The 12,106-nt window shown below is 67.3% G+C and carries 13 protein-coding genes; 9 read left to right on the forward strand and 4 right to left on the reverse strand.

What is annotated here, in order from left to right; translation table 11 throughout:
- Positions 1-19 precede the first annotated feature (19 nt).
- The 7 genes from AVL48_RS29945 (at position 20) to AVL48_RS29975 (ending at position 6,641) form a co-directional block, all read left to right on the forward strand.
- Complete coding sequence (locus AVL48_RS29945) at positions 20-607, forward strand: OmpA family protein (RefSeq protein WP_061988359.1); 588 nt, start codon at positions 20-22, stop codon at positions 605-607.
- A gap of 132 nt (positions 608-739) precedes the next feature.
- Entirely contained in the window at positions 740-1,258 is a 519-nt protein-coding gene (locus AVL48_RS29950; RefSeq protein WP_061988357.1) for a YflT domain-containing protein, read from the forward strand.
- 248 nt (positions 1,259-1,506) lie between these two features.
- Positions 1,507-2,829 (forward strand): ABC transporter substrate-binding protein, encoded by a 1,323-nt coding sequence (locus AVL48_RS29955; RefSeq protein WP_061988355.1) that lies wholly within the window; start codon positions 1,507-1,509, stop codon positions 2,827-2,829.
- Positions 2,826-3,776 carry a carbohydrate ABC transporter permease gene (locus AVL48_RS29960; protein ID WP_061988353.1) on the forward strand — a complete coding sequence of 317 codons (951 nt, stop codon included), beginning with the start codon at positions 2,826-2,828 and terminating at the stop codon, positions 3,774-3,776. Before AVL48_RS29955 ends, AVL48_RS29960 begins: the two co-directional genes overlap by 4 nt.
- Positions 3,776-4,618, forward strand: a complete 843-nt coding sequence (locus tag AVL48_RS29965) for a carbohydrate ABC transporter permease (RefSeq protein WP_061988351.1) — start codon at positions 3,776-3,778, stop codon at positions 4,616-4,618. The genes AVL48_RS29960 and AVL48_RS29965 overlap by 1 nt, the downstream gene beginning before the upstream one ends.
- A 3-nt stretch (positions 4,619-4,621) precedes the next feature.
- Positions 4,622-5,803: an ABC transporter ATP-binding protein gene (locus AVL48_RS29970; protein WP_061988350.1), complete on the forward strand. Its 1,182-nt coding sequence runs from the start codon at positions 4,622-4,624 to the stop codon at positions 5,801-5,803.
- A 76-nt stretch (positions 5,804-5,879) separates the two neighbouring features.
- Complete coding sequence (locus AVL48_RS29975) at positions 5,880-6,641, forward strand: NPP1 family protein (protein ID WP_061988348.1); 762 nt, start codon at positions 5,880-5,882, stop codon at positions 6,639-6,641.
- Positions 6,642-6,649: 8 nt separating this feature from the next.
- On the opposite strand, the gene AVL48_RS38685 is transcribed toward AVL48_RS29975, so the two are convergent.
- The gene (locus tag AVL48_RS38685; RefSeq protein WP_063774594.1) at positions 6,650-6,850 is read right to left on the reverse strand and encodes a PspC domain-containing protein; all 201 of its coding nucleotides are present in this window, start codon (positions 6,848-6,850) and stop codon (positions 6,650-6,652) included.
- A gap of 199 nt (positions 6,851-7,049) precedes the next feature.
- Here AVL48_RS38685 and AVL48_RS29980 point away from each other — a divergent pair, with 199 nt between their 5' ends.
- Positions 7,050-7,976, forward strand: coding sequence for a hypothetical protein (locus tag AVL48_RS29980; RefSeq protein ID WP_061988346.1), 927 nt, complete (start codon positions 7,050-7,052; stop codon positions 7,974-7,976).
- 82 nt (positions 7,977-8,058) lie between these two features.
- Here the strand turns inward: AVL48_RS29980 and AVL48_RS29985 are convergent, their stop codons facing one another.
- On the reverse strand, positions 8,059-8,736 hold the full coding sequence (locus AVL48_RS29985) for a TetR/AcrR family transcriptional regulator (RefSeq protein ID WP_061988344.1): 678 nt from the start codon (positions 8,734-8,736) through the stop codon (positions 8,059-8,061).
- A 123-nt stretch (positions 8,737-8,859) separates the two neighbouring features.
- On the opposite strand from AVL48_RS29985, the gene AVL48_RS29990 reads away from it, so the two are divergent.
- Positions 8,860-10,377, forward strand: a complete 1,518-nt coding sequence (locus AVL48_RS29990) for an MFS transporter (protein WP_061988342.1) — start codon at positions 8,860-8,862, stop codon at positions 10,375-10,377.
- A gap of 95 nt (positions 10,378-10,472) precedes the next feature.
- On the opposite strand, the gene AVL48_RS29995 is transcribed toward AVL48_RS29990, so the two are convergent.
- Positions 10,473-11,312 carry a ParB N-terminal domain-containing protein gene (locus tag AVL48_RS29995; RefSeq protein ID WP_061988340.1) on the reverse strand — a complete coding sequence of 280 codons (840 nt, stop codon included), beginning with the start codon at positions 11,310-11,312 and terminating at the stop codon, positions 10,473-10,475.
- Positions 11,309-11,956 carry a metallophosphoesterase family protein gene (locus AVL48_RS30000; RefSeq protein ID WP_061988338.1) on the reverse strand — a complete coding sequence of 216 codons (648 nt, stop codon included), beginning with the start codon at positions 11,954-11,956 and terminating at the stop codon, positions 11,309-11,311. The genes AVL48_RS29995 and AVL48_RS30000 overlap by 4 nt, the downstream gene beginning before the upstream one ends.
- Between the last annotated feature and the right edge of the window lie 150 nt (positions 11,957-12,106).

Here is a 12,106-nt window from a genome sequence, read left to right on the forward strand (position 1 = left end):
TGTTTACGGAGGAGGGCAAGTGAACCGACGGACAAGGATCAGTGGAATCGCCCTCGCGGCTTTCGCGATGCTGACCGTCGCCGGATGCGGCGACGACAACAAGGACAATGGCGCCGCGGCGGCATCGTCCGCGGTGAGTTCCGCGGCGTCCGGCCAGAACGGCACGCCGGGCGACGGCGCGCAGAACGGCGACGGCAAGAACGGCGATGGCCAGAACGGCCAGAACGGCGACGGCCAGAACGGGAAACCGGCCGACGCGGCCGTGCAGGGACTGCAGGCCAAACTCGATGAGGTCCTCAAGGCCTCGCCGGTGCGGTTCGCGCCGCAAAGCGCCGAGCTGACCGACGAGGCGAAGGCGACGCTCAAGAAGGTCGCCGAAGCCGCCGCCGCGGTGCCCGTGGGCAAGGTCGCGGTCGACACGCACGCGGGCTACTCCGACGCCGCCAAGGCGACCGAGCTGTCGCGGCAGCGGGCCGACGCGGTCACCAAGGAACTCACCGCCGGCGGGCTCGCGGCCGACCGGATCAAGGCCGAAGCGAAAGGCAGCGAGGGCGTCGACGGTGACGACGCCAAGGCCATGACCGTGGAGGTCAAGGCCGCTCAGTAGCTCCGGTATCAAGGCCCGGCCCCCTTCGGACGTCACACCCGTCCGGAGGGGGTCTTCTCTCGCCCGATCAGCTGGTTCGCGCCTCGCGCCCGTCCTTGAGAAGATGGAGCGGGACGGGCGAGAGGTGATTACGTGAGTGCTCCCTTCGGCGGAGGCGGTCGGGCCGCGGGTGGATTGCCCAGGCTGCCGACACCGCCTTCCGGCTGGCCGATCGGCTCCTACGCGACATACGGCGAAGCGCAGCACGCCGTCGACTTCCTCGCGGAGAAGGAGTTCGGGGTCACCGACGTGACCATCGTCGGGGTCGACCTGATGCTCGTCGAGCGTGTGCTCGGCAAGCTGAGCTGGGGCCGCGTGCTCGGCACGGGCGCGGTGTCCGGCGCGTGGTTCGGCCTGATCATCGGTCTGTTGCTGGGCATGTTCGACAACCAGGGCTTCGCCTGGCAGCCCATGATCGGCGGGGTCGTCCTCGGCGTTCTGGCGTGGACGGTCTTCGCGGCCATCAGTTACGGCATGTCCCGCCGCGACTTCTCCTCGGCGAGCCAGCTGGTCGCCGGCCGCTACGACGTGCTCTGCCAGCCGCGTTCGGCCGAACAGGGCCGTGAGCTCCTCGCCCAGCTCGCGTTGCGTTCGCCGGGGTCCACCGGGTGACGCGAGGACCGGACCACTGACATTCGGCGGTACGGGTTCCGCTGTTCGCCGTGCGATCCGCTGAATCGTTACCGATACTGCTTGCGGGCGATGATCGCCCGGAATAGGTTGCACAACACCAGTCGGGCGGACACGTACTCCAGCGTGCTCGCCCGAGCACTAGCACGTCGGGGTGCTGGCGCGCGGCTTCTTCAACGCGTCCTAGTGCCGCCACATCCCGGGCGTGCGCGCGGGTGAGGGAGGCCCTCATGGGGAAGAGGATGAGCGCGAGTCGGAGGGGCCGCTCACCGGGCCGCGCCGGCGCGCTGCTCGGCGCGACAGCGCTGACGGCGGGCCTGTTGGCGGGCTGCGGGGCGCAAGCCGGGCTCAAGATCAACGTCTATTACGCGCCCGAAGACAATTTCCAGTCCGTTGTGGACGACTGCACCAAGGCCTCGGGCGGGCGCTACGAGGTCGTCTACAACAAGCTGCCGCGGCCGGCCGACGGCCAGCGGGAGCAGATGGTCCGCCGCCTGGCGGCTGGGGATGATTCACTCGACGTACTGGGGTTGGACGTCACCTGGGTCTCCGAGTTCGCCGAGGCGGGCTGGGTCGACGAATGGACGGGCCAGGCGAAGGCCGAAGCGACCGCCGGTGTGCTGCCGGGGCCGCTCGAAACCGCCACGTGGAACGGAAAGCTCTACGCGGCGACCAAGAACACCAACGTTCAGCTGCTTTGGTACGACGACAGGCTGACGCCGAAGCCGCCGAAGACCTGGGACGAGATGATCCAGCAGGCCCAGGCGCTCAAGGCACAGGGCAAACCGGGGAACGTCGTGTTCACCGGCGCGCAGTACGAAGGCCTCGTCGTCATCTACAACACCCTCGTCGAATCGGCGGGCGGCAAGATCCTTTCCGACGACGGCAAATCAGTCGTCATGGACGCGGGCGCGGTCAAGGCGCTGGAGATGCTCAAGAAGATCACCACCGCCGGGATCACCGACGCGTCGCTGACCAACTCGAAGGAGGACGAGGTCCGCCAGTCGTTCCAGCGCGGAAACGCCGCCTTCGAACTGAACTGGCCGTTCGTCTACGCCTCCTATGCCAAGGAGAAGAAAAACGAACTGCAGCACTTCAAGTGGGCCACCTATCCGGAGTTCGAAGCGGGCAAGCCGGCCAAGACCACGATCGGTGGCTACAACCTGGCGGTCAGCTCGGCCTCGAAGCACAAGGCCGAGGCCTACGAAGTCGCGCTGTGCCTGCGCAACGAGAAGAACCAGAAGTTCTCCGCGCTCAAGGACGGTGTCCCGCCGACGCTCGAATCGCTCTACACCGACACGGCCCCGCTCGACCCGACCGCGGCCGTCGGCGACGACAACCCGAGCATGGACACGAAGTACCCGATGCGGGAGACGATCCTGGACGCGCTCAAGGACGCCGCGGTGCGCCCGCTGACCCCGGCGTACCAGAACGCTTCGACCGTGTTGTCGAAGGTGCTTTCCCCGCCTTCTGAAATCGATCCGCAGAAGACGGCGGACAAGCTGCGGGAGCAGCTCGCCGACGCGCTCCAGTCGAAGGGAGTGATCCCGTGACCGTGCAGGAAACCGCCGGTTCGGCGACCAAAGCCGAGCCGGGCAAGAAGACCAAAACCGTGCTCAGCGAAGGGAAGAAGGCCGAGCGCAGACTCGGACTCTGGCTGTGCGCTCCGGCGGCGTTCGTGATGATCGCCGTCACCGGGTACCCGATCGTCTACTCGATCTGGCTTTCCCTGCAGCGCTACGACCTCCGGTTCCCGGCGCAGCAGGAGTTCGTCGGCCTCGAGAACTACATCTCGGTGCTGTCCAACGAATACTGGTGGACCGCGTTCGGGACGACGATGGGCTTGACCATCGTTTCGGTCGCGATCGAGCTCGTCCTCGGGATGGGCCTCGCGCTGATCATGCATCGGACGCTGGTCGGCCGGGGCCTCGTGCGGACGGTCGCCCTGATCCCGTACGGCATCGTGACCGTGGCCGCGGCGTTCTCCTGGTACTACGCCTGGACGCCCGACACCGGCTACCTGGCCAATCTGTTCTTCCCCGACAGCGCGCCGTTGACCCAGTACTGGCCGTCGCTGGGGGTCATCGTGCTGGCCGAGGTGTGGAAGACGACGCCGTTCATGGCGTTGCTGCTGATGGCGGGGCTGGCGCTGGTGCCGGACGATCTGCTGAAGGCCGCGGCGATGGACGGCGCGACGACGTGGCAGCGGTTCACCAAGGTGATGCTGCCGGTGATGAAGCCGGCGATCCTGGTGGCGTTGCTGTTCCGCACCCTGGACGCGTTCCGCATCTTCGACAACATCTTCGTGCTCACCAACGGCGCGCAAGACACGTCGTCGGTGTCGATGCAGACCTACAACAACCTGGTCAAGGGGTTGAACCTCGGGATCGGGTCGACGATGGCGGTGCTGATCTTCCTCACGGTGGCGATCATCGCGTTCATCTTCATCAAGGTGTTCGGCACGGCCGCGCCTGGTAGCGACAACGGGGGTAAACGCTGATGGCCATCGGTGGAGCGGCCACTCCCGGCCGCAAGGTCAAATGGGGCCTCCTCGACATCGTCGTCCTGGTGTTCGCGCTGTTCCCGGTGCTCTGGGTGGTCTCGCTTTCGTTCAAGACCAAGGAGACCTTGGACGACGGATATTTCTTCCCGCAGGAATGGACGTGGCAGAACTACGCGGACATCTTCGCGACCACGGAGTTCATCCGGGCACTGGTGAACTCGATCGGGATCGCGATCATCGCGACGGTGATCGCGGTCGTCCTCGGCACGATGGCGGCGTACGCGATCGCGCGGCTGGACTTCCCCGGCAAGCAGGTGCTGGTGGGGATGTCGCTGCTGATCGCGATGTTCCCGCAGGTGTCGCTGGTGACGCCGTTGTTCAACATCGAACGTGAGCTGGGGCTGTTCGACACCTGGCCGGGGTTGATCCTGCCGTACATCACGTTCGCGCTGCCGCTGTCGATCTACACGCTTTCCGCGTTCTTCCGCGAAATCCCGTGGGAGCTGGAGAAGGCGGCGAAGATGGACGGCGCGACCCCGGCGCAGGCGTTCCGGAAGGTGATCGCGCCCTTGGCGGCGCCAGGGGTGTTCACCACCGCGATCCTGGTGTTCATCTTCTGCTGGAACGACTTCCTGTTCGCGATCTCGCTGACCTCGACCGAGTCCTCGCGGACGGTCCCGGCGGCGTTGTCGTTCTTCACGGGGTCCTCGCAGTTCGAAGACCCCACCGGGACGATCTCCGCGGCCGCCGTGGTGATCACCGTCCCGATCATCTTGTTCGTGTTGTTCTTCCAGCGTCGCATCGTGGCGGGGCTGACGTCCGGTGCGGTGAAGGGCTGACCCATGGCTGAAATTGTTCTCGAGAAGGTGTCGAAGAAGTACCCGGACGGCGCCCTCGCGGTGTCCGAAGTGGACATCACGATCGCCGACGGTGAGTTCATCATCCTGGTGGGCCCGTCCGGCTGCGGGAAGTCGACCACGCTGAACATGGTCGCCGGGCTGGAGGACATCTCCTCCGGCGAGCTGCGGATCGACGGCGAGCGCGTCAACGAACGGGCGCCGAAGGACCGTGACATCGCGATGGTGTTCCAGTCCTACGCCCTCTATCCGCATATGAGCGTGCGGGAGAACATGGCGTTCCCCCTGCGGCTGGCCAAGGTCGACGACAAGATCGTGCGGGCGAAGGTCGAAGAAGCCGCACAGATCCTCGACCTGACCGGGCATCTGGACCGCAAACCGGCGAACCTCTCCGGTGGTCAGCGGCAGCGGGTCGCGATGGGACGCGCGATCGTCCGTAACCCCAAGGCGTTCCTGATGGACGAACCACTGTCCAATCTGGACGCGAAGCTGCGCGGGCAGATGCGGACGTCGGTGTCGAAGATCCAGAAGCAGCTGGGCACGACGACGCTCTACGTCACGCACGACCAGACCGAGGCGATGACCCTCGGCGACCGGGTCGTCGTGCTGCGGGCCGGCTACGTCCAGCAGATCGGGTCGCCGCAGTTCCTCTACGACAACCCGGCGAACCTGTTCGTGGCCGGGTTCATCGGCAGCCCGTCGATGAACTTCGTGTCGGCGACGCTGGAGAACGGCGTCGCGCGCAGCGCGCTGGGTGACATCCCGCTCACCGACCGGGTGCGACGGCTGGCCGAGGCCGCCGACGCGCCGCGTGAGGTCATCGTCGGCATCCGGCCGGAGCATTTCGAGGATGCCGCGCTGATCGAGGAGTCCGCCCGGGAGGGCGGGGCGACCTTCACCGCCCACGTCGACGTCCTCGAGTCGATGGGTTCGGAGAAGTTCGCGCACTTCTCGGTCGAGGGGGAGGTCGCGTCGTCGTCCGACCTCGCGGATCTCGCCGCCGACAGCGGCTCCGCGGACGTCCCGGGTGCGGAGTCGCAGATCGTGGCCCGGCTCTCCGCGTCGTCCTCGGCCGCGGAGAACCAGAACATCGAGCTCTGGTTCGACGCGGACAAGATCAAGCTCTTCGACGGGGCCAGCGGCAAGAACCTGACCTACACCGAGTAACTCACCTCTCGTGGGTGGTGATGACGGTTCTCACCGTCGTCACCACTCACGAGACCTTGAGCGGAAGGCGCTTGTCGTGACGAAGAAGCTGCCACGCCGTCTCCTGCGAGGTCTCATCGGAGCGGTTCTCCTCACCACGCTCGCCCCGGCGGTCGCCTGGGCCGAACCCCCACCGGCACTGCCGTCGAACGCGACCGAGGCCGACCGGACCTGGCAGCCCGCGTTCGATTACGACACCGACGGCTGCTATCCGACGCCCGCCATCTCGCCGACCGGCGCGCTCGCTCCCGGGCTCAAGAACTCCGGAGCCCTCAACGGTCAGTGCCGCGACCGGTCAGACCTCGACAACACCAACTCCTACGCGCGGTCGAAGTGCGACCACGGCTGGTGCGCGTATCTCTACGACCTCTACTTCGAAAAAGACCAGGCCGTCCCGGGCATCGACTGCTGCGGGCACCGGCACGACATCGAACACGTCGTCGTCTGGGTCAGCGAAGGCCAAGCCCGGTACGTCTCGACCTCCGCGCACGGCAACTACTCCACTTACGACCGCTCCAAGGTCTCCTGGGCGGGCACCCACCCGAAGATCGTCTACCACAAGGACGGTGCGGGCACCCACTGCTTCCGCATCGCGAGCGCGACCGAACCGCCGGAGAACCACTACAACGCCTGGCAGTACCCGGACCTCGTCTCGTGGGACGGGTTCCCGCCGGGAATCCGCGACACCCTCGTCCACGCCGATTTCGGCAGCGCGAGCCTGGCGATCAAGGACGGTTCCTTCGCGAACAATCTGGCCAAGGCCAAGCCGAGTGGCATCCCGTTCGACCCCAACGGCTGAGGCCGGGATCAGTACTCGGACTCGGGAAGGGCGAGCCAGAGCACGAGATAGACGATGAACTGCGGACCGGGCAGCAGGCAGGACAGCACGGCGAGCAGGCGGACCTTGCCCGGCGTGGTGCCGAAGCGTTTGGCGATACCGGCGCAGACGCCGCCGATCATGCGGCCTTGGCGCGGTCGGGTCAGGCGGGCTGCTACGGGGTTCGTCACGGTTCTTCCCTCTCGATCGTCACGTTGTGTGAAACCCATTCTCGTCCCGTGACGGCCGGACCGCATCCCACCGCGGGACGAAACGCACCCTTAGGGGCGTGAAATCGCGGTGAGGTCTTCACCTGGGAAAACGTGGCGGACCCTGTGTTCTTCGCCCGTAGGGGCTGGTGTTCCGCGATCTTTTGACGATACTGCTCCGGTGCCCTCGAAGAGACTCAGCGCAGTACTCTGCGGCCTGTTCCTGGCCGCGGCCTGTTCCACTTCGGAACCAGCGGCGGTGGCGCCGTCGACCACGGCCGGCGAGGAGGCCCTGACCGCTTCCGAGGCGCTCGGGGAATACTCGTCGCTCGATTACTGCAGCCTCGTCGACCAGCGGAAAGTGATCGGCGGCGGAAACGCGGTCAAACCGCCGTTGGCCTCTTTCGAGTTCTGCCGCCTCGAATTCGTCGAAGGCGCCAATCGCTACACCGTGACCACGGGCCCGATCACTTCCGGGCAGGATCCGAACAATCAGCCCTACGACTATGGCGGGTCGCTGCCGGAAGGCGTCAGCGTCCAGCAGTCGACGTTCAACGAGGACACCACCTGCACACGGCTGCTGACCTTCGCCGACGGGATCCGGCTGTCCATCGTCGTCACCTCGGACAACACGGCCCCGGCCGACCAGGCGGCGCGCTGCCGGATCGCCGACGCGACGGTCGGCAGCGCGGCCGGGGTGATCGGCGCGCGCCGGGTCGGCCGGCTGAACCTCGACCAGCGCTCGTGGGGCCGGGTCGCCCCGTGCGCGCCGCTCGACCAGCACGAACTCGACGCGGCCGCCGGCGCGGAGACCAAACCCGCTCCGGCGCTGTCCGGGCACAGCTGCATCCGCGGCAAGGTCAGCTTCTCGCTGTCGGTCGGGGCGGACACCACGCCAGGGGCGACGGAGGCTTTGGGCGGGCGGCAGGTCCAGGTCACCACGTCGGGCGCGTTCTGCCAGGTGACCACGCACCGGCCGATCCCGGGCACCCCGGAGCGGGTCGAACAGGCGACGCTCTCGGTGGTCGGTGTCGACGGGGCGCCGGAGGACGCCACGTGCGCGGCGGCTCGGGAGGTCGCCGTAGCGGTGTTCCCGAAGCTCCCATAGCCCCTCCTTGCTCGCATTTAGTCCTCTGAATGCGGTCCTTGCGCGTGCAACTACCGCATTCAGAGGACTAAACGCGGGGAGGTCAGCGGAGCTTGGGCAGCCGGAAGGAGCACATCGCCTCGTCCAGCGCTTCGACGTCCAGCGGCGGATGCGGCAGCGGCGTGGCGCGACCGGGCTCGGCGCGCAGACCGTCCAGCAGCATCGCGAGGCACCGGCGCCACAGGTCGGGCTGGATACCGTGCGTGAACTCGATGACCGAGCCGATCATCTGGTGCAGCAGGGGGATGTCCGTCGGCACGAAGTCCGCGCGGAGGGCGCCCGCCGACTGAGCACGCTCGACGAGCTGTGTGATCAACGGCACCATGCGCGCTTTCGCCTCGGCGACGCGCTCGTGGCCGAAGACGTTCGACAGCATGACTTGCCGTAACCCGCGGTCACCGGCGTGCAGTTCGGCCGCGCGCCAGGTGAAGCCGACGAAGCCGTCCCAGGGATCTTCGGCGCGAAGCGCTTCTTCGGCGAACTGGCGGATCGTCTCGAACTGGTCGACGAACATGGCCTCGACCAGGTGTTCCTTACTCGGGAAACGCCGATAGACGGTGCCCACCCCGACACCCGCGTGATGCGCGACGTCGTCGAGCGTCGCTTCGAGCCCGCGCTCGCCGAAGACGTCGCGTGCCGCCGCGATGATGCGCTGCCGATTGAGTTCAGCGTCGCGCCGCAACGGCCGCGCCGGTGCGGCGGGAGCGAGGTCCCGAGCCATCGGTCCAGCTTAACAAACAAAGTAGAGGACGCTTCTCCGCTTTTCGGGTACGTTGGCGACGAAAAGGGGAGATACCTACTCCACATAACTTCTCTCGTCACTATCTGTGAGGAACCCGCCCGTATGTCTGAGTCATCCACCGCTGTCGCCACGCCGCCGGGGGACGCGGCCACGCAGCACACCGACCCGCACCACGCCAGGAGATGGCTGATCCTGGTGGTGATCGGTCTCGCCCAGCTGATGGTGGTGCTCGACGCCACCGTCGTGAACATCGCGCTCCCGTCCGCGCAGCAAGACCTCGGCTTCTCGAACGACGCCCGCCAATGGGTCGTCACGGCCTACGCGCTTGCGTTCGGCAGCCTGCTCTTGCTGGGCGGGCGGCTCGCGGACCTCTTCGGCCGCAAACGCGCCTTCCTGGTCGGCCTCGCCGGCTTCGCCATCGTGTCGGCGATCGGCGGTGCCGCCACCAGTATCGAAATGCTGCTCGTCGCGCGCGCCGCGCAGGGTGTCTTCGGCGCCCTTCTCGCCCCGGCGGCCCTTTCGCTGCTGACCACGACCTTCACCGACCCGAAGGAACGCGGTAAGGCCTTCGGTGTCTTCGGCGCGATCGGTGGTGGCGGCGCGGCGATCGGCCTGCTGCTCGGCGGTGTGCTGACCGAATACCTCGACTGGCGCTGGTCGATGTACGTCAACATCATCTTCGCGGTGATCGCCTTCGCCGGTGCGGCCGTGCTGCTCAAGAACGCCGAGAGCGGAGGCCCGCGCCCGAAGCTCGACATCCCGGGCACGATCACCGCGTCGGCCGGGCTGTTCGCGCTGGTCTACGGCTTCGCGAACGCCGAACGTGACTCGTGGTCCTCGATCTCGGTCTGGGGTTTCCTCGCCGCCGGTGTCGTGCTGCTCGCCGCGTTCGTGGTGATCCAGCAACGGGCCGCGCATCCGCTCCTGCCGTTGCGCGTCCTGCTCGACCGCGACCGGGGCGGCTCGTACCTGGCGATGTTCCTGCTCGCCATCGGGATGTTCTCGATCTTCCTGTTCCTCACCTTCTACATCCAGCTGAACCTCGGGTTCACGCCGGTGCGGAGCGGGGTCGCGTTCCTGCCGATGGTCGCCACCCTGATGGCCAGCGCGACGTCGGCGACCGCCGTGCTCCTGCCCAAGTTCGGCGCGAAACCGTTGGTGTCACTGGGAATGCTGATCGCCGGAGCGGGGCTGTTCTGGCTCTCGGCCATCGACACCACCAGCACGTACGCCAGCGGGGTGCTGTTCCCGCTGATGATCATGGGCGTCGGCATCGGCCTCGCCATGGCGCCCGCGATGAGCGTCGCGACCTTCGGTGTCGACACGCACGACGCCGGTGTCGCCTCGGCCGCGGTCAACACCGCGCAGCAGGTCGGCGGCTCGATCGGGACCGCGCTGCTGAGCACACTCGCCGGAAACGCGGCGACGTCGTTCCTGGTCGGTAAGACGCCTTCCCCGCAACTCGCGGCCGAAGCGGCGGTGCACAGTTACACGACCGCTTTCGTGTGGGGCGGGTGGATCTTCGTGGCGGGAGCGGTGATCTGCGGACTGCTGCTGCGGTCGGGGGCCCCGGCCAAGGCTCCGGAGGGGGCTGAGGCTCCGGTCGCGGTTCACCTGTAGGGGGACGACATGAAAGGCCCCTTCATCGCAAAATTTGCTATGAAGGGGCCTTTCATCTCACGTCGTGCGTCAAAGCGCGCTCTCACCCAGGGCCGTCAGCGGGATCGTGAGCGCACGGCTTCGATGACCTCGTCGTCCCACCGGTGGGTCCGGATCAGCCGGTACCGCTCGGAAGCCACCCACTGGTACGCCTCGGCATCGGTGCGGTCGCCGATCAGGTCCGCCTGCCGCAGCATCGCCACTACCGGCACGTACTCCTCGTCGAACCACCGTTGCGCCAACGTCGCCCGATCCGAGTAGCGACCTTCGTCCTGCATCAGCCGGAAACCCCACGCCTCCACGTGCTCACCGAGCCGCGCGTAATCCCACGGATCGGTGAACACCACCGAAGCCCGCGCGTGCCCGGAAAGCGGGACGCGCTCCAGGAACAGCCGCCGGTAGTCCTTCACGATGAGATCGCCGCGGTACCGGATGCCGCTCGGGTCCACTTTGGTCCGCACCTCGGTGACCATCGCCTCTATCGTGGACAGTCCCATCGCGTGTCCCACCGAAACGCGGTGATGCCCGTCGATGATGAAGTGCAGTTCCCCGACGCGGTACACCTCGATCGGCGGGATCGACTCACCGCGTCTGGACGCGAGCGCCAGCCGTTCCCAGCGTTCGCGGACGCGGCCGGAGGTCGGGCGGAAGCGGCGGTCGAAATCGCGGCCCCGGTCGACGCTGCCGACGATCGAATCGAGCCGGATCACCCGCGGCCCGATCTTCCGCTCGCCGAGATAGCCGAGCGCGTCGACCACCTCGTGGAACGGCAGCATGATGTTGACGTCGTCGGGCTCGCGGCGTAGCCAGGTCGCCAGTCGTGACAGGACCTGTCGCCGTCGCGCGCGGAGGAAGTCGTGCTCCGCGTCCGCCCGGGGAAAACCGGTGTCCTTCATACGAACTCCATGATCCGGTGCCCGACCACGTTGCGTACCGTGGTTTCGCCGACCACCCGGTCCGGCACGGGTTCGCCGTGCGGGTGGATGTGCCCGTGCAGCAACCATTTCGGCCGCAGCAACTCGATCGTGCGATGGAGACAGTCGAAGCCGCGGTGCGGTGGATCCTCGCGGTCACCGCAGTGCCGCGGCGGCGCGTGGGTGAGCAGGATGTCGACGTCCCGCCCGTCCCGCCGACGACGCAGCCGCGCACGGCGCACGAGCCGCCGCGCACGCCGCGCCTGCTGGCGTTGCGTCCATTGGTTCGGGCCCTCGTTGTAGCGGACCGAACCGCCGAGCCCGGCGACCCGGAGCCCGCCGATGTCGACGACCCGGCCGTCCGCGTTCACCCCGCCGGCCGGGCCCGGCCACTCCGCCGGAAAACCGTCCATCATGGACAGTCCGCCGTGACGGGTGTAGCCCGACAGGTCGGGATCGTGGTTGCCCGGGACGAACACGCACGGTACGTCGAGCGCACTCGACAGGAACTCCAGGTAGTCGTACGGCAGGTCGCCGGCGCCGATGACGAGGTCGGCCGGGTGGTTGAGGACCGCGGAGGTCCACAAGCGCTCCTCGACCTCGTCCGCGACGACCAATGCCTTCATACGCCCCAGCGTAATGCCGGGCGCGCTATTTGGTGCCGTGCGCGAACGCGGGGTCCTTGGCGATGATCGCGATCACGATGCCCAGCCATACGAGGCAGAAGGCGAGAGCCCAGAACTTGAGGTTGGTCAGGATCCTTGGCATGGGGGAAC

The sequence above is a fragment of the Amycolatopsis regifaucium genome (assembly GCF_001613935.1).
In the GTDB taxonomy this organism is placed as follows: Bacteria; Actinomycetota; Actinomycetes; order Mycobacteriales; family Pseudonocardiaceae; genus Amycolatopsis; species Amycolatopsis regifaucium.

Excerpts from the sequence above, each read along its gene's own strand:
- AVL48_RS29995 (WP_061988340.1), bottom strand. The coding sequence starts at position 11,312 with ATGAAGGACACCGGTTTTCCCCGGGCGGACGCGGAGCACGACTTCCTC.
- AVL48_RS29955 (WP_061988355.1), top strand. The coding sequence starts at position 1,507 with ATGGGGAAGAGGATGAGCGCGAGTCGGAGGGGCCGCTCACCGGGCCGC.
- AVL48_RS29970 (WP_061988350.1), top strand. The coding sequence starts at position 4,622 with ATGGCTGAAATTGTTCTCGAGAAGGTGTCGAAGAAGTACCCGGACGGC.
- AVL48_RS30000 (WP_061988338.1), bottom strand. The coding sequence starts at position 11,956 with ATGAAGGCATTGGTCGTCGCGGACGAGGTCGAGGAGCGCTTGTGGACC.
- AVL48_RS29985 (WP_061988344.1), bottom strand. The coding sequence starts at position 8,736 with ATGGCTCGGGACCTCGCTCCCGCCGCACCGGCGCGGCCGTTGCGGCGC.
- AVL48_RS29965 (WP_061988351.1), top strand. The coding sequence starts at position 3,776 with ATGGCCATCGGTGGAGCGGCCACTCCCGGCCGCAAGGTCAAATGGGGC.
- AVL48_RS29990 (WP_061988342.1), top strand. The coding sequence starts at position 8,860 with ATGTCTGAGTCATCCACCGCTGTCGCCACGCCGCCGGGGGACGCGGCC.